The sequence below is a fragment of the Streptococcus sp. SN3 genome, assembly GCF_030439905.1.
On sequence record NZ_JAQFJF010000007.1, the window covers coordinates 26885 to 45577 of the forward strand.

Consider the following 18693-nt stretch of genomic DNA (forward strand, 5'->3'; position numbering starts at 1 on the left):
CAAGACTGCGCATAAGATACAACATTGATTTCATTTTACATTTGTCATACACTCAAAGTAAAACTCACGACATAAGGCATGAGGACTATGAAGCAGAAATGCATAGTCTCCTTGAATAATTTTCTCTGTTTCCTCGCGTGTTAGAGGATCTGTTTCTTTATATAATTTTCAAATTTTCTCTTTCTTTCCAGCTTGATACTACGTTCACGGAAATTATACACTCGGATGCGGTATTTTTCACGATCATAAGCTGCATCCTCATATGAGATAGATAACAATTCATTTCTTTCATTTAGCAACTGATTTTCTTTTTCTAACATTTCCTTCTCATCTTGGTATTTCATCTGGATAATCCCACAAATAAGAGCGACAAACATATAAGCCGCAAAGGAAATTCATCTATCTGTGTTATAGACGATTGATTGCCAATTTCTCCCAGAAAAAATAGTTGCTACAAATAATCCGATTATAGAAAGACTTCCTGCAAAAATTCCATAGATTGTTTTAAAAATAATACTAATCAAAGTAACAAAAAGCAAACAGATGTCAATTAATTAAAAACGTTCAACATTGCGCTCAATACCCTAGGCAAGAAAAAAGCAAGTAAAATCTCAGCTATCTTTTGATAAGTCTTATTCGATTTTTTACTTTCTTTAATAAAATTTTTATACAAATCGGCTAGATCATCTAAAAGTGAATAATGAATAAACCATCCATAAGTTGTCTTAAATTATCTTCATCTTGTGGAGTGGTAAAGACAAGGTTCAGGCGATTTGGAATCAATCACTATTTTACTGTTAGAGAATGCCAGCTCTTCTAACTTTTCTGCAACATGCTGAAAAGTAATTTCAAACGGATTATAAATGTTTAAAATTTCTGTTTGCTCATTCCAACTATCAAAAATTTTGCTGAACAGCTCTACTAAATCTTCTGAATTGATAAAATTCGCAATTTCATTGGGGTACTTTTCGACATGAGCGGTTGTGCCTTTTTGAACCTTATCAAATAAACGATAGAAATAATCTTCCAGCAGTCTGGAAGAATACAAATAAGGACTACAGACTATTTTAAGAGATTGTCTGTTCACTTTAGCCCAGTGTTTACAAAGGCTTTCTGATGCTATTTCTAACTCTTGAGGATAGTTAAGCACCTCTGGACCTGTTACATAAAGAATCTCAGAATGAGATAATTCCTCGGTACAATTTAAAAAGTTTGCAGTCGTTCTGGTTCCCCTACTTAAAAAGTAATCTTATTTTTTACTAGTAATATTTTAGGTGCCCAACTACATGTCATACATATTTTTGCTAGAAACTTTAAGCAAAATAAACTAATTTTTTACTAATTTATTTGTACACGCATTCTTTACATTGCTATTTACTTGTATTTCTTTCTCCTTTCTTTCTCCTCTATTTTATGTTATATTTAACGTATATCAAAACAATTTAACTTGGAATAAAAATCCAATTTGAAAACAAAGGAGAAAAGATGTCTGTTATTGAAAAATTAACAAAACCGGCTCATTCAATTGATATGAATGACATCATTCGTGAAGGGAATCCAACGCTTCGAGCAGTAGCAGAAGACGTTACTTTTCCACTTACAGATCAAGAAATTATCTTGGGTGAAAAGATGCTTCAATTTTTGAAAAATTCACAAGATCCTGTAATAGCTGAAAAAATGGGGCTTCGCGGCGGGGTTGGTCTAGCAGCTCCACAACTAGATATTTCTAAGCGAATTATTGCCGTCTTAGTTCCAAACATGCCAAACAAAGATGGCAAGCCCCCTAAGGAGACCTATGCTTTACAAACAGTTATGTATAATGCTAAAGTAGTGGCACATTCTGTCCAAGATGCGGCACTTGCTGAAGGAGAAGGATGCTTATCAGTTGACCGCGAAGTTTCTGGTTATGTTGTTCGCCATGCACGTGTCACTGTTGACTATTTTGACAAAGAAGGCGAAAAACACCGCATCAAACTAAAAGGGTATAATGCTATCGTTGTGCAACACGAAATCGATCATACAAACGGTATTATGTTTTATGACCGTATCAATGAAAAAGATCCTTTCGCTATCAAAGAAGGAATGTTAGTGATCGAATAGAAAAAGTAGGGTGAGAATAATTCTCACCCTACTTTTTCTATATTAACTCCCTCTCTTCCAAAAAATAGCAAGGAGAATAATGGCTCCTAATACAGATGGAATAATGGCTGTTTCTGATAAATGAGGTCCCCAATTTCCAAATAGGGCTTGACCAATCCATGCCCCAAACCAGCCTAATAAGATCTTTCCAATGCAGCCCATTTTCTCTCCACGATTAGTGATTGCTGCTGCAATCAGACCAATAATAAAGCCAACAAACATACTTCCAATCATTTATTTCTCCTTCCTGATATTCTGCAACGTCAAACATCTCTTCAAATAACAAGGGGGGTTACTTTTTTGAAAGACAACCAAACTTAAAAGTACTATCGATGCAAGCATTGTCTTTAGGAAAAATTCACGTGCATGATGAAAATTTCTTTGAGTTTTTTAGCTTCTGCTGAAATAGTTAATTGCATAACAAAACCTTTTTATTGGCAAATGTCATACAAAGAACAACCCTAATCTATAAATTTTGTAAAAAGCTTTACAAGCAGTAAAAATTTTCACTTAAACATGTATATTTTAGTCTAGTCTTTGGAAAAATACCTAGCTGTTCGTGGAAAATTAATACTATTTCGCGAATAAACCAGCGGGAATTCTCGGTTGGAAACAGCCGTATCAGTTGAAAATCCCGCATTCATCAAAAGAAGACGTCTTAAAACAAATCATCAAACAAACTTAGCTGATTATCTTCTGGCATATTGCCCAGGATGCCCATATCGTCCATTTTTTCGACTAAAGTAGCTGATAACCCACCACGTTTTCGCAACTCAGTCTTGGAGAGGAATTCTCCCTCTGCTCGCGCTTTAACCAATTGATTTGCAACGTTGTCACCCAGACCGTCCATGGCAGAAAATGGAGGAATCAACATATCTCCATCAATCAGAAATTCTGTCGCGTCACTCTTATAAAGATCGAGTTTCCCAAATTTAAAGCCTCTCTCCAACATTTCATTAACGATTTCCAAGGTTGTATACAGGTCAATTTCTACATTGGACGCTTCATTATTTTTACGTTTTTCAGAGATTTCATTCATTTTGCGCTTAACTGAATCTAATCCGCTACTCATGACTTTAATATCAAAGGCTTTGGCACGGATAGAAAAGTAAGCACAATAGTAATAAATCGGATGATGCACTTTGAAATAAGCTACCCGTAGAGCCATCATTACGTAGGCAGCTGCATGGGCTTTAGGAAACATGTACTTGATTTTTCCGCAAGATTCAATATACCATTCAGGGACATTGTTTTCTTTCATAGCGGCAATATAACCATTACGCTCTTCGTCAGAAATTTTCAACCATGCACCTTTCCGCACACGCTCCATAATGGTAAAGGCCATTTTTGGTTCTAAGCCCTTGTGCATGAGATAGACCATGATGTCGTCCCGACAACCGATAACGGTAGATAAGTCCGCAATTCCCTGCTTAATTAAATCTTGTGCATTTCCAAGCCATACGTCAGTACCGTGAGACAAGCCTGATAATTGAAGTAATTCTGCGAAAGTTGTTGGGTGAGTTTCATCCACCATGCCCCGTACAAAGTTGGTTCCAAACTCAGGAATCCCCAGCATACCAGTTGCCGTACCTATTTGCTCTTGTGTTACTCCCAGAACATCTGTTCCTGAAAAGAGTGCCATAACTTCCTTATCATCCATAGGAATATCATTAGGGTCAATACCTGATAAATCCTGCAATTTCCGAATCATAGTCGGATCATCATGACCGAGCACATCGAGTTTCAGGACATTTTCATCAATATCATGAAAATTAAAATGGGTCGTTTGCCATTCGGCAGTCAGGTCATCTGCTGGATATTGAACCGGCGTGAAATCGTAAACGTCCATGTAGTTTGGAATAACAACAATCCCACCAGGGTGCTGTCCGGTCGTTCGTTTAACACCTGATGCACCTTGCGCCAATCGCTCGACTTCTGCATCGCGATAAAATTTATTGTAATCTCGCTCATAACCTTTCACGAAACCATAGGCTGTCTTAGCTGCAACTGTACCAACAGTACCAGCCCGAAAAGCATATTCCTCCCCAAAAATGTCTCGAACATCTAAGTGGGCACTAGGCTGATCCTCTCCAGAGAAGTTCAAGTCAATATCAGGGACCTTGTCTCCGTCAAATCCAAGGAAGGTCTCGAAAGGAATATCCTGGCCATTCTTGCTCAGCTTGTGGCCGCATTTTGGACAGTCCTTATCCGGCATATCAAAGCCAGAACCATAGGAGCCATCCGTGATGAACTCGCTGTATTGACATTTACCACAGACATAGTGGGGTGACAAAGGATTGACCTCAGTAATCCCAATCATGGTCGCCACAAAACTGGAGCCAACCGAACCACGCGAACCAACTAAATAGCCTCGTTTATTAGAACGCTGTACGAGCATTTGTGAAGCCAGATAAATCACGGCAAAACCATTCCCCAAAATAGAGGATAATTCCCGTTCAATTCGATGATCTACAATATCTGGTAGTGGATTACCATAGATTTCAAAAGCCTTTGCGTAAGTCAGCTCAGCGACTTTTTCTTCAGATTTATCAATAAATGGTGTATAGAGGTCCCCTTTTACCACTTCAATTGGTTCAAAGCTTGACGCCAACTGATTGGGATTCTCAATGACCACATGTCGAGCTAGTTCATCACCTAAAAAAGCGAATTCATCCAGCATTTCATTGGTCGTGCGGAAGTGAGCCTTAGGAAGCGGAGCCGGCTGGGCGTTTTCACCGTGACCTATGGTCCGGTTAATCATGGCACCTTGTCCCAAACTCCTAACGATAATCTCCCGATAAATTTCTTCCTCAGGCTCAATATAATGCACATCTCCCGTAGCCAGAACTGGTTTGTCTAAGCGTTCACCCACTTCAATCAAATTCTTGATAATCGTGTGCAGCTCCTCCATATCCTTAACCTGCTCTTTGGCAATCAATGGAGCATAAATCGCTGGAGGCATGATTTCGATAAAGTCGTAATATTTCGCTACTTCGACAGCTGCATCCAGACCCTGTGAAACAACCGCATCAAACACTTCTCCTTCTGAACAAGCAGTTCCTAGAATCAAGCCTTCTCGATGCGCATCCAAAACCGTTCGCGGAATCCGTGCTACACCTTCAAAATATTTAGTATTGGACAGACTGACCAATTTGAAAAGATTCTTCAGCCCTGTTTGATTTTTCACATAAATCGTAGCGTGTTTCACTCGTGCTTTTTTATAGGAATTTTCATCCACCAAATCCGTATTTAACTTATTAAGATTGGTAATTCCACGCTTTTCTGCTACATCTCTGATGAAGATAAATAGCAGTCGTCCTGTCGCTTCCGCATCATAATTAGCCATGTGGTGATGGTCAAGCGATACCTGAAAACGCTTGGTTAGAGGCCCCAAACCATGCCGCTTGTATTCTGGATAGAGATTGCGGGCAAATTCCAGCGTGTCAATGACTGGTTGGGTAATTTTTGGTAGGCCATGACGCTCATAGTTGACATTCATAAAGCCCACATCAAAGGTAGCATTATGGGCGACAAGTACCGTATCTTTGCAAAATTCCTGAAATTCCTGTAAAACTTGCTCAAGTGGTTTCGCATTTTTAACATGTTCATCTGTAATTCCCGTCAAATCTGTCGTAAACGCACTCAAAGGGTGTCCTGGATTAATAAATTCGTCAAATTCCGCGATGACATTGCCCTTGTACATCTTGCTGGCTGCCACCTGAATCAAATCATTATAAATAGCAGACAAACCAGTCGTTTCTACGTCAAAGACAACATAAGTGGCTTCTCTCAACTCCATATCTATTTCATTGTAAGTAATGGGCACACGATCTTCAACAATATTGGCTTCCATACCATAAATCAACTGAATCCCGGCTTTTTTGGCAGCTTTATAACCATGAGGAAAGCTCTGCACATTGCCGTGGTCAGTAATCGCAACTGCTTTATGCCCCCACTTCGCAGCTGTCGCAATCAAGTCTTCAACTTCTGGTAGGGCATCCATAGTTGACATATTGGTATGCGCGTGAAATTCAATCCGTTTCTCACCTTCAGGCATGAGATCTTTACGGTCATAATGCACCACTTCCTGTACATCTTGTACATTCATAGTCAAATCATGCGTGAAGTTATTCATTTCAATATTTCCACGTACACGCAACCATGAATTTTTCTTAATCATGTCATATTTCTTAGCTTCTTCTTCATTTTTAAACCATTTCTGAAGCGCAAAGCTAGAAGTATAATCGGTCATCTTAAAATTAATGAGTACGCGCCCTGTGCGAGTAACCTTTTTTTCAAGATCGAAAACCATTCCTTCAAAGACAATCCGATTTTCCTCAGTCTGAATGGCATTCATCTGCGTGATTTCAGCTTTATCCAATTTTGGTCGTGCAGTAGCTTTTTTCGCTTGAAAACCAGAGTAACTTGTCTTTTCTTCAACAGGTGGAGCTGCCATTTTCTGCAGCGCTTCTATGGCTTTTAGAGCTTCATCATTCGCTGCTTGTACAATCTTTTCTTTCTCAGCTTGGAAAGTTTCGACTTGCTGCTGTGTTAAAGCATCGCTTGCCTTAACCTGACATTGAAACTGTGGAAAACCAAACTTGACCAACTGTTTTGCCAAATTTGGCAAATGAATCTTCCGAAAATGATCCGTATCAATGCTTGAAGGACCTTCAATCACTAGCTGATTCTCCTCAGCATGCACCTTCAACCGTTGATATATACTGCGAAATCCCTGACTAGTACAAGGACCTTCTGTAAAAGCTTCTTGATAATAAGCCTGCAATAACTCATCTGTGAAATCTTTGTTTATTGTCCTTATCTCAAAAACTGCTTGATTCCCCGTTTTAGAAAATTCTTCCTTCAAGCACTTTTTCAATTCTTGAAATATGTCAATCGGCAAAATTTCTTCAAAAGAAAAATGAAATTCCCAGATATGGCTGACTTTATGCACCAGAACTTGCTCAATTTCTGCATGTAAAAAGGCACTTGATTGTCTCATATCAAGTGGCATATTGATTTGATTCATTAAAATTTCAAACGTTGATGACATCTTTTTCCCTCGCCTTGTAATGACACTATTTTACCATAAAACAAAGGATTTTTCGATTAGAAAATAAAGAATCCCCTTTGTCTTTCCATTAGTATAAACCATTTTTATTTTAAGTCACATCTTACTAGCTAGCTTAAGAGTAAGTATCTGGAAAATATAAGCACCTTTACTATAATAAAATCGGAAAATCTTAGTCCACTTTTTTAAACATTCACAAAGCACAAGCTAAAAGACAAAGAAAAAACAGAATCCCCCAAAATAAGGGCGTTCTGTTTTTCCTTCCTATTATTTATAACCTTGTAACGCTTTTTGGCGTTCTTCAGTTTGGCCTTTCGCATCTAATTTTTTGCCTTTGTAAACTGTGCTTTCCCATGAACCATACATTGGATTTGGGAAGATAATGAATTTTTCGCCAAATTCTTTCTTTAATTCTTCTAATTTCTTGCCACGTTCATCAGCTGATGTCTTTGAGAAATCTGCAAAGTCAACCAGATTATCTCCTAGCAACATAACTAGATTCGTTTTTTCCTGAACTTTTTGACGGCGACCTTCTTTTGATTTCACGCCTTTTTCTAAAAACATCAAATGATCTTTCCCTTGTACAGGAATACCTTCTTTTTCTAAGTTCTTAATCGTTGCATCTACTTGATTTGCCGCACGGTCAGAAATATAGTAGATTTGAACACCATTTTGATGAGCATATTGAAGAAATTCTTTCGCACCAGGAACAGCTTTAGCTGAAGCTTTCTGTACCCAAGCATCCCAATTTTTAGGATTAAAAGCTGTGCCGTCTTTGACATTCTGTACTTGGTAAGGGCTATTGTCTAAGACCGTTTCATCCAAGTCAAGAACGATTGAATAGGGCTTATCTGTCGGCTTTTGCAGTAATTCTTTCAATCGATTCGTGGCGACATTATAACCTTGTAGATACAGAGCCTTCGCTTCATCAGACTTTTGATACCAAAGTGTGCCCATGGTATTTTCTCTTGAGCGCACTTGATCATAAGTCATCGTAACTTTATTGTCAGATGTGTTGCTTTGCGTAGCCTTATTATCAGTTGCTTTTGTCCCACAACTAGTCAATAAAATAACTGAAGCAAGAGCTGAAAAAATTGTGATTGTGGCTTTAGATGATTTCATAAAACCAATTCCTCCTAATATTAATCTATCAAAATTATAGCGTTTTCATAAAAACATTTCAAGTTATCTGACCAATTATACAGACGAAAAACAGATTGGCAGAAAAATGTCCAATAAATCCATCAAAAAATCGACTAGGAGCTAATTTCTAGTTACTCTCACACTACCCGTACGTGCCGTTCGGCATACGGCGGTTCAACTAACTTTTAACGCATGTCGTTCAAGATAATAATCTAAACAGCTAACCAGTCCTCGTTTTGCGAGGGCTGGTTTTGATATAGCTTGCTTGAATACCGAATTGGTCGCAACCAATTGATAGTGCTCACCCCAACCTGAGAATTTATCCGCTATCCATTTAGGAACGCCTAATTTTAGTAATCCCCATAGTCGTCTCAATTTCTTCTTCCATTGTTTCCAGATAATCACTTGGATACGAGTTCTCAAACGCTCATCTATTTGAGTTACTACCTTTTTCATGTCGCCAAGAGAAAAATAGTTTATCCACCCTCGTATAACCCAGTTTAATCGCTCAATATGTATTGTTAGGTCCATACTCCACTTTCTAGTCATCAGTCGTTTCAACTTTCGTTTAAAACTCTGAACACTATCCTGATGAGGACGACTCTTCCAACCTTGCGGAGACTTCCAAAAACCAAAACCTAGGTACTTAAGTTGGCTAGGTTTCACGATTTTAGTTTTTGTCATGTTCACTTTCAGCTCCAATCACTTCTCAATAAAGCGACTGACTGAGTACATAACTCACTTGGCAACTGCTTCGCTCCTAACCGTGATTCCGCAATCATCTGCGTACCGAATGCAATAAAGACCTCGTTTCTCTAGTTCCTTATCCAACTCATTAAGCATGATATTTGATAACAGCGGAGATAAGTTACCCCCTTGAGGTATCCCTACAAGAGTCTTGTGACGTTGATCATTGATAATTACCCCCGATGAAGGTATTTCCGAATCAGTAATTCTGTATCTCCATCATGAATAATATTCTGCACTAGAGACATGAGTCTATCTTGCGGTACTGTGTCGGAGAATTTCTCTAGATCAATATCCACAATCCACTCATAACCATCATTAAGGCACTCGAGTAACTTGACAATGGCTGTCTCACAAGAACGATTTGGTCTGAAACCATAGCTGTATTCTGAGAAACGAACTTCACAGACTGGACTCAGGACTTGAACGATAGCCTATTGTATCATTCTGTCCGTGACAGTTGGGATTCCTAGGTTGCGGATGTCTCCATTGGGTTTCGTAATTTCAATTCTGAGTACGGGCTGAGGTTTATCCTTCCTCTCCCTGATAAGCTGTTTTGTTTCTCGCCAGTTTTGACGGAGATAGCCGTCCATCTGTTCGATAGTAATTCCAGCGATACCAGCAGATCCTTTATTAGTTTTCACCTGTTTATAAGCTTCAAGCATATTGTTACGAGATGATATCATACTTAGCAATTCTGACATGTGTGGATTCCCTTTCTGTTTTGTTGCCTGTAGGCTATCTTATATTGGTAAGCTGTCCACTATCAATACGTACTAACTTTCAGCTCTATCAGACTGTTCGTTTTACAGACACAAGTGTCTAGGATTACTTCGATTAGTTATTCACCCCTTCACTCCATCTCCATTACAGAAACTTCTTCACTACTATGGATTCGACTGACTTCTTGTCGTTCGCTGTTACTAGGTTTTACCCTCGACAAGACCTCACGGGATAAGTCATACATCTTTCCTCGTTTACTCTCGTGATTTACGCATATAGGTTACGACTGCCTATTTGGATTTTAGGGTTATAAGACCCATCATCCGCTATATGCGCCTTCATATCACGTTTCTATTCGTACAGTCACGATTTCGCTATCCCTTCCTCTCCTTGCTACCTCACGATAGTCAGGCTTGGGAGTCACTATTGGGTTCACCGGTAGCGGATGCCCCAGATGACTTGCACCTCAGATGTATGACATGCCCGTCGTACACAAAAAATCTCTGTTTTTTCACAGAGATTTCAATCATTTTTATTTCATTTATAAAAAACAGTAATAATGCTCGCTACAATAATTAGCAGCAAACCTACAATTAAAAATCAATATCTGTCAGCCATTTGATAGCATCTGTTGTGCTAGACAATGCATGCCCTTGAGCACTATTTTTCATTATTTGATCAATGACAATTTGTGCCTCACTATAAGTCGAACCACCTGAAGTTGCAAAAGTTGCGACTCGTTTACCAGCTAAATCCAGACTTTCCATTACTGTTTGGATAAGGCGTGGCGGACGTCCCCACCAAATCGGATAACGCAGACCAATCATCTGTGAATGTGTTGGACAGACCTAATACCATAACCATCCGAACCATCATAAAGGAAATGTTCACAAAGGAATTCTCCCCATAGCTTCGTATACCGTCTGAATCATCCAAGTGTTACCAGCACGATGAGACAAGCTATAAAGGACATAAAACTCGTATAACTAATCATCCTATGATGCAAATGATGGATTAGCTCCATCATTTTAGAAATAGCATAAACAAAAGACTAAGTCATAGAAAAGCTCAGTAAACTCTACTTTTTTTGCTTGTATGATAACTCCTTAAAAATAATATTCATAAAGAAAGAGAATGAATTGTTCTTATAAACTAGTCATCATTTTCTTACTTTTTACCATAATTTTCAAGAGCAAGCGTAGCAAGTTTTTATTCGAGGTATAGTGTTTATAAACAGAAAAAGGCTTCAGCTAACATACGCTTTTCTAAGCTTATAAAAATTCTAGCAGAAGTTAATTTCTGCTAGAATTTTTTATTTCACAACAATATTAACCAATTTGTTAGGTACGACAATGACTTTGATGACTTGCTTGCCAGCAATTTCTACTTGAATTTTTTCGTTGGCAAGAGCAAGTTTTTCAAGATCCTCACGGCTTGAGTCTTTTGGTACGACAAGTTTTGCACGAACTTTACCTTTGATTTGAACAACGATTTCTACATCGTTTTCAACCAACTTGGCTTCGTCCCATGTTGGCCAAAGAACATATGAAATTGATTCACCAGATTGTGTCAATGTTTGCCACAATTCTTCTGAAAGGTGTGGCGCAAATGGTGCTAACAATTGTATAAAACCTTTAGCGTAATCAGCAAAAAGTTTGTCTTCTTTGTTTGCAGCATTAATGAAAACCATTAATTGAGCGATAGCTGTATTGAATTTCATGGCTTCAAGTTGTTCTGTAACGGCTTTGACAGTTTCATTATAAACTTTATCCAAGTTGCCATTATTTTCAGCCACAATTTCTTTTGTTGCCAACAAACGATAAACACGGTCGAGGAATTTACGTGAGCCTTCAAGACCTTCTTCAGACCATGCGATTGAGGCATCAAGCGGTCCCATAAACATTTCGTAAACGCGAAGAGTATCTGCACCATACTGCTCCACTACATCATCTGGATTAACAACATTCTTCAAAGATTTAGACATTTTAGCTGGAGCTTGTTCCAATTCTTCACCTGTTTCGATATTGAAGTAAGAACCGTCACGTTTTTCAACTTTGTCAGTTGCCACAAGCGCACCACGGTGATCGCGGTAGCTTGTTCCCAAAATCATCCCTTGGTTAAAGAGTTTTTGGAATGGTTCTTTAGTTGGAACGACACCTAAATCATAAAGGAATTTATGCCAGAAACGAGCGTAAAGAAGGTGAAGCACAGCGTGTTCTGCACCACCAATGTAAATATCAACTGGTAACCATGCCTTAAGCAGTTCTTCATCAGCTAATTTTTCCGTATTGTGTGGGTCAATGTAGCGCAGATAATACCAGCTTGAACCTGCCCATTGCGGCATGGTGTTAGTTTCGCGACGACCTTTGACACCATCTTCACGCGTAACTTCCAGCCAGTCTGTCAAGTTAGCAAGTGGACTTTCACCTGTTCCTGAAGGTTTGATATCTTTTGTTACTGGCAATACAAGTGGTAGTTGATCTTCTGGAACAGCTGTTGTTGTGCCATCTTCCCAATGAATGATTGGGATTGGTTCCCCCCAATAACGTTGACGTGAGAAAAGCCAGTCACGCAAACGGTAAGTGACTTTCTTGTTGCCAACACTTTCTGCTTCAAGCCATTCAACCATTTTATCAATAGCTTGCGCTTTATCAAGACCATCTAGGAAGCCAGAGTTGATGTGAAGACCGTCTTCTGTATAGGCTGCTTCCTCAACATTTCCACCTTCGAGAACTGGAATGATATCCAAATCGAATTGTTTTGCAAATTCCCAGTCGCGATCATCATGCGCAGGAACTGCCATAATAGCTCCTGTCCCATAGCTAGCAAGCACATAATCGGCAATCCAGATTGGAATTTCCTTACCATTAACCGGGTTAATAGCATAGCTACCAGTCCAGACACCTGTTTTTTCTTTGGCAAGATCTGTACGAGCGAGGTCAGATTTAAGGCTAGCCGCACGTTTATAATCGGCAACGGCTTGAGCTTGCTCAGGACTTGTAATAGCATCAACAAGAGCATGTTCTGGTGCTAGAACAGCATAGGTAGCACCGAAGAGTGTATCTGGACGAGTTGTAAAAACGGTGAAGTCTTTATCAGTATCTTTTACTTTGAACGTTACATTTGCACCAGTTGATTTACCAATCCAGTTCCGCTGCATATCTTTGATAGATTCTGGCCAATCAAGATCATCTAGATCTTCCAAGAGGCGTTCAGCATAAGCTGTGATTTTAAGCATCCATTGACGCATTGGTTTACGAACAACTGGATAACCACCACGTTCAGATGTACCATCGGGAAGGACTTCTTCGTTGGCAATGGCCGTTCCTAGTTCTTCAACCCAGTTTACTGGTACTTCAGCTTCGTATGCCAAACCTTTTTCATACAATTTTGTAAAAATCCACTGCGTCCACTTATAGTAGTTAGGGTCAGTTGTATTGACTTCACGATCCCAGTCATATGAGAAACCAAGGCTATTGATTTGACGTTTGAAGTTGGCAATATTTTCTGCCGTAAACTCAGCAGGGTCATTTCCCGTATCCATTGCGTATTGTTCAGCTGGAAGACCGAAAGCATCCCACCCCATTGGGTGAAGAACGTTATAACCTTGAGCACGTTTGAAACGGCTAAGAATATCAGTTGCAGTATAGCCTTCTGGGTGTCCTACGTGAAGACCAACACCAGATGGGTAGGGGAACATATCCAACGCATAAAAGTTTGGTTTTGCACTATCCGTTCCTGTTTTGAACGTCTGATTATCAGCCCAATAGGTCTGCCATTTTCTTTCAATTGATTTGTGATTATAAAAAGTCATTGATTCACTCCAATTTTGTGATGTTATTATTATACCATTTTTAAGCGATTTTAAAAGGCATAATTAGAGAAAAGTGTGCTTTGACTAACTGAATTTATTATGTGACTAATCTCAATTAACTTTTGCTGGAGATTTTACTTTAAATTTTTTAAACTTCCCCCTTGATATGGATTTTGTCTTTGTAACTTAATTCATAAAAAATACCCCAAAAGTTAGATTTTTTATCTAACTTTTGGGATACAGGTCAATTTTCATTTGAGAACTTTTTATATTCTTCTGCTACTAACAAACGTTGAAATTACCAAATAATCACGCGATCTTCTGGTTTGCGCCACATGCCGTCGCCTTCTTTAACATCAAAAGTTGTAAAGAAATCATCAAAGTTTGGCAATTGAACATTCGTCCGAAGTTTTCCGGGAGCATGCACATCTACACTTGCTAGCATTTGCATATATTCTGGACGAGCTTTCATGCGCCAGATACGAGCAAAGTTGGTAAAAAATTCTTCCGCAGAGAAGTCAGCTTCTTTCTTAGCTGCTTCCAGTGCTGCCGCAATCCCACCGAGGTCTGCAATATTTTCTGAAACAGTCAGCTTTCCATTGACTTTAGCTCCGTAAGAATCTTGTCCGTCAAATTGCTCAATCACCTTCTGAGTCCGAGCTGTGAAAGCTTCGTAGTCTTCTGGCTTCCACCAATTTTTAAGGCTACCATGCTCGTCAAAGGAAGCACCGTTTGAGTCAAAAGCATGAGAGATTTCATGCGCAATTACTGCACCGATTCCGCCATAGTTTGCTGATGAAGATTGATGCAAATCATAAAAAGGTGCTTGAAGAATAGCGGCTGGAAAAACAATCTGATTTTGTTGTGGATCATAGTAGGCATTTACCAGATGAGCTGGCATGTGCCATTCACTACGATCCACTTCTTTGTTCCATTTACTCCAAGTGTGTGCAATGGCTACTTTCGCTAAATTTTGAGCATTTTCAATTAAACCGAGCTGTTCATCAATCACTTTTTTCGCATAAGTTTCTGGCAATTTCTCTGGATAACCAATATGTGGAGTGATAACATTGAGTTTGACAATGGCCTTGTCCCGTGTCTCCTTAGCAAGCCAATCAGCTGTTTCTAAGCGTGATTTATAGACATCAATCATCGTCTTGACCTTATGTTCCACATCTGCTTTGGCTTCTGGTGAGAATTTCTCTTTTGCATACCAAAGACCGAGGGCTTGGTTATAAGGTGCTTGTGCTAGTTGATAAGCTGCTTTTTCTTTTGGACGAGCTTCTGGAACGCCTGAAATAGCACGCACATAGGTACCTGAAAGGACGCGAATTTCTTCTGTTAGCAAGGAAGTCCATGCTCCAGTAGAGAATAATTTCAGTGCTGCATGCAAATATTCCCAATTTTCTTCTGAATAATATTTCGCTGCAAAATCTTTCCAAAAACGCTCTTGAGGAACAATCACCTTGTCTGGGCTTTGTCCCAAAATCTCTGTAAAAATTGCATCAAGTGGCAATTCTGGAGCGAGCTTCGTGAAATCTGCCCAATCATAAGGGTGATATAACTTCACATATTCTGAAGTTTCTTCATTGGAAAGGACATACTTAGCTAATTTAGCATCTAATTCCAGATATTTATCCAAAATATCTTTTGTTTCTTCTGCTGAAAAGCCAAATTTAGGTAATAATTCTTCCTGCATCTTGCGCCAGATTGTCAGCAATTCCTTGCCTTTTTCATTTCCTTCTTCATAATAGGTCGTATCTGGTAAAATGATTCCAGGTGCATCGGCCCAGAGAACATTCATTTTAGCATTCATAAAGTCTGGCGCGACGTCAAAAGTAAAAGTATTCGGCTTTCCAGCCATTTCATACTCAGCAATCTTCGCTGCAAACTCCTTGAAAGAACTTAAAGCTTTATATTCTTCCACAAGCGGCATTGCAGGGGTAACTCCTGCTCGTTCCCGTCCGTCAAAATCTGCCACCAAACGGTGGTATTTCACAAAATTTTGCAAAATTGGATCTTCTGGAACATCTTGACCTGCTAACCATTTATCAGTTGTTGCTAGCATCAATTTTTCAATATCTTGATCCAAATCCATAAATCCACCTGTCACAGGCTTGTCCTCAGGAATCACAGCAGTTTTTTCCCATTCACCATTGACATAATTAAAAAAGTCATCTTGTAAACGTGTCATCTTGTTCTCGCTTTCATTGTTTTATCTTAATCCTATCAAAAAAATTCTGAATAATCAAACTTTTATCAAAAGAGATTTTTATGCCAAACCTTACTTCTGATTTTTCTTAAAAATTCTAAAAATTAACTTGACTTAATTTTTATTTTAATGTATATTAACTGTAGGGGTGTATAAAATGATACGTATCGAAAATTTAAGTGTTTCTTATCAGGAAACACTTGCTCTCAATCAGATTTCTTTGGAAATCCAAGGCCCAACTATCATGGGAGTTATTGGCCCAAACGGGGCTGGTAAATCCACCCTTTTAAAAGGAATGTTGGGCATCATTGATCATGTTGGACAAACTTACCTTGATGATAAAGAATTCTCAAAAGTACTTAGCCATGTAGCTTATGTGGAACAAAAAATTCACATTGACTACAACTTTCCTATCAAAGTGAAAGAATGTGTGTCTCTTGGACTGTATCCAAAAGTGAAACTCTTCCACAGACTAACAAGCAAAGACTGGGACAAGGTGACAAATGCGTTACGCATTGTCGGCTTAGAGGATTATGCTGAACGCCAAATCAGCCAATTGTCAGGAGGGCAATTTCAACGGGTCTTGATTGCGCGCTGTCTAGTACAAGAAGCTGACTGTATCTTTCTGGATGAACCATTCGTTGGAATTGATTCAATCAGTGAAGAAATCATCATGACAACGCTACGCAGTCTAAAAGAACAAGGAAAAACGATTCTCATTGTTCACCATGACTTAGGAAAAGTCCCACATTACTTTGATCAAGTTTTAATTTTGAATAAAGAACTCATTGCCATTGGAAAAACTTCATCAACTTTCACAGAAGAAAACTTGAAAAAAGCCTATGGCTCTCAGCTTTTTGTGAATGGAGGTCTCTAATATGTTTTCAGAATTTATTGATGGACTACAAAATTTCCATTTTCTACAAAATGCACTGATTACGGCCATTGTCATCGGGATTGTTGCTGGAGCAGTTGGTTGCTTCATTATCCTAAGAGGCATGTCCTTGATGGGCGATGCCATTTCACACGCAGTCTTGCCAGGAGTTGCACTCTCCTTTATTTTAGGAATCAACTTCTTTATCGGAGCCATTGTTTTTGGACTTTTAGCTTCAGTCATTATTACTTATATTAAAGGAAATTCAATTATCAAAAGTGATACTGCCATTGGAATAACTTTTAGTTCCTTTTTAGCTCTTGGAGTCATTTTGATTGGAGTGGCTAATAGTTCAACCGACCTTTTCCATATTCTTTTTGGAAATATCTTAGCTGTGCAAGACATTGATATGTGGATTACAATTGGTGTAGGAATCGCTGTTCTAATTATTATTGGATTATTCTTCAAAGAATTATTGATTACATCTTTCGATCCACTTCTGGCAAAAGCGATGGGGATGCCAGTCAACTTTTATCATTATCTCTTAATGATTCTCTTGACGCTAGTTGCAGTTACAGCTATGCAAAGCGTGGGAACAATTTTGATTGTTGCTATGCTGATTACACCTGCTGCTACTGCTTATCTTTACGCTAACAGTCTTAAAACGATGATTATCTTGTCTTCTAGCTTGGGGGCAATTGCATCTGTCTTAGGACTTTTCATTGGCTATACCTTTAATGTTGCGGCTGGCTCAAGCATTGTACTGACATCCGCCATTATCTTTGCCATTAGTTTCTTTATCGCTCCAAAACAACGATTTAACAAACTAAAAAATAAACCCAAGCTAAAATAAAATTAGTATTTCATTTATTAAAGGAGAACCTTATATGAAAAAATTAGGTTTTATCGCCGTTCTGTTTTTAGCCATCGTCGGGCTTGCTGCCTGCGCTGGTCAAAAAGGAACTTCTACCAACAAATCTTCAAAATTGAATGTTGTTGCTACCAACTCGATCATCGCTGATATTACCAAAAATATCGCTGGTGATAAAATCAATCTGCACAGTATCGTTCCTGTCGGAAAAGATCCACATGAATACGAACCATTACCAGAAGATGTGAAAAAAACATCAAAAGCTGATTTGATTTTCTACAATGGTATCAATTTGGAAACCGGCGGAAATGCTTGGTTTACAAAATTGGTCAAAAATGCGAAAAAGACTGAGAACAAAGATTACTATGCTGTAAGTAACGGAGTGGATGTTATCTATCTGGAAGGTCAAAATGAAAAAGGAAAAGAAGATCCTCATGCTTGGCTCAATCTTGAAAACGGAATTATTTATGCTAAAAACATTGCAAAACGTTTGATTGAAAAAGATCCTAAAAACAAAGAAACTTATGAAAAGAATCTGAAAGCTTATACTGCAAAACTTGAAACATTGGACAAGGAAGCCAAAGCAAAATTCAATAATATTCCTGCTGAAAAGAAAATGATTGTTACCAGCGAAGGTTGCTTCAAGTACTTCTCTAAAGCTTATGGTGTCCCATCTGCTTATATTTGGGAAATCAACACTGAAGAAGAAGGAACTCCAGATCAAATCAAAACATTGGTTGAAAAACTCCGTAAAACAAAAGTGCCATCACTCTTTGTTGAAAGTAGTGTTGATGACCGTCCAATGAAGACTGTTTCAAAAGATACAAAAATTCCAATTTATGCCAAGATTTTCACTGATTCAATCGCTGAAAAAGGTGAAAAAGGTGATAGTTACTACGACATGATGAAATGGAATTTGGATAAAATTGCTGAAGGTCTTAGCAAATAAGAAATGGAAAAAGGAGCCGGAATTGATTGCCAGTTCCTTTTTACTTGAATTTTCCCTAAATAGCCAATACTTCATTCTACTAAGCAAATGGCTAACGGCTGTATTCTTCAGGTATTTTTGGTATACTTAATACGATAAGGAGTAAACAAC

Annotated in this window: 10 protein-coding genes and 3 pseudogenes; 4 read left to right on the top strand and 9 right to left on the bottom strand. The window is 38.6% G+C overall.

What is annotated here, in order from left to right:
* Window positions 1-36: 36 nt before the first annotated feature.
* Window positions 37-242: pseudogene (locus PCY71_RS14980) on the bottom strand (transporter); the annotation flags it as partial.
* Window positions 243-736: 494 nt separating this feature from the next.
* Window positions 737-1150: a hypothetical protein gene (locus PCY71_RS11625; RefSeq protein WP_049493183.1), complete on the bottom strand. Its 414-nt coding sequence runs from the start codon at window positions 1148-1150 to the stop codon at window positions 737-739.
* Between the two features lie 335 nt (window positions 1151-1485).
* Here PCY71_RS11625 and def point away from each other — a divergent pair, with 335 nt between their 5' ends.
* Complete coding sequence (gene def / locus PCY71_RS11630; protein ID WP_049493182.1) at window positions 1486-2100, top strand: peptide deformylase; 615 nt, start codon at window positions 1486-1488, stop codon at window positions 2098-2100.
* A 42-nt stretch (window positions 2101-2142) separates the two neighbouring features.
* Here the strand turns inward: def and PCY71_RS11635 are convergent, their stop codons facing one another.
* The 7 genes and pseudogenes from PCY71_RS11635 to PCY71_RS11665 all read right to left on the bottom strand — a co-directional run bounded on the left by PCY71_RS11635 (window position 2143) and on the right by PCY71_RS11665 (window position 15831).
* Window positions 2143-2373, bottom strand: a complete 231-nt coding sequence (locus PCY71_RS11635) for a GlsB/YeaQ/YmgE family stress response membrane protein (protein ID WP_006268373.1) — start codon at window positions 2371-2373, stop codon at window positions 2143-2145.
* Window positions 2374-2797: 424 nt separating this feature from the next.
* Complete coding sequence (locus PCY71_RS11640) at window positions 2798-7192, bottom strand: PolC-type DNA polymerase III (protein ID WP_301412676.1); 4395 nt, start codon at window positions 7190-7192, stop codon at window positions 2798-2800.
* A 285-nt stretch (window positions 7193-7477) separates the two neighbouring features.
* Window positions 7478-8332, bottom strand: a complete 855-nt coding sequence (locus PCY71_RS11645; protein ID WP_119056669.1) for a 5'-nucleotidase, lipoprotein e(P4) family — start codon at window positions 8330-8332, stop codon at window positions 7478-7480.
* 195 nt (window positions 8333-8527) lie between these two features.
* Window positions 8528-9804, bottom strand: a pseudogene (gene ltrA, locus PCY71_RS11650) (group II intron reverse transcriptase/maturase).
* A 612-nt stretch (window positions 9805-10416) separates the two neighbouring features.
* Window positions 10417-10656: pseudogene (locus PCY71_RS11655) on the bottom strand (flavodoxin); the annotation flags it as partial.
* A 479-nt stretch (window positions 10657-11135) separates the two neighbouring features.
* On the bottom strand, window positions 11136-13637 hold the full coding sequence (gene leuS / locus PCY71_RS11660) for a leucine--tRNA ligase (protein ID WP_301412677.1): 2502 nt from the start codon (window positions 13635-13637) through the stop codon (window positions 11136-11138).
* 298 nt (window positions 13638-13935) lie between these two features.
* Window positions 13936-15831, bottom strand: coding sequence for a M13 family metallopeptidase (locus PCY71_RS11665; RefSeq protein WP_301412678.1), 1896 nt, complete (start codon window positions 15829-15831; stop codon window positions 13936-13938).
* 175 nt (window positions 15832-16006) lie between these two features.
* On the opposite strand from PCY71_RS11665, the gene PCY71_RS11670 reads away from it, so the two are divergent.
* From PCY71_RS11670 to PCY71_RS11680, 3 genes are read left to right on the top strand one after another with little or no spacing between them, the layout of a single operon-like run.
* Window positions 16007-16726 (top strand): metal ABC transporter ATP-binding protein, encoded by a 720-nt coding sequence (locus PCY71_RS11670; RefSeq protein WP_049493483.1) that lies wholly within the window; start codon window positions 16007-16009, stop codon window positions 16724-16726.
* A 1-nt stretch (window position 16727) separates the two neighbouring features.
* Window positions 16728-17576: a metal ABC transporter permease gene (locus tag PCY71_RS11675; protein WP_003037625.1), complete on the top strand. Its 849-nt coding sequence runs from the start codon at window positions 16728-16730 to the stop codon at window positions 17574-17576.
* A gap of 34 nt (window positions 17577-17610) precedes the next feature.
* Window positions 17611-18543 carry a metal ABC transporter substrate-binding protein gene (locus tag PCY71_RS11680; RefSeq protein ID WP_003070702.1) on the top strand — a complete coding sequence of 311 codons (933 nt, stop codon included), beginning with the start codon at window positions 17611-17613 and terminating at the stop codon, window positions 18541-18543.
* Window positions 18544-18693: the final 150 nt, after the last annotated feature.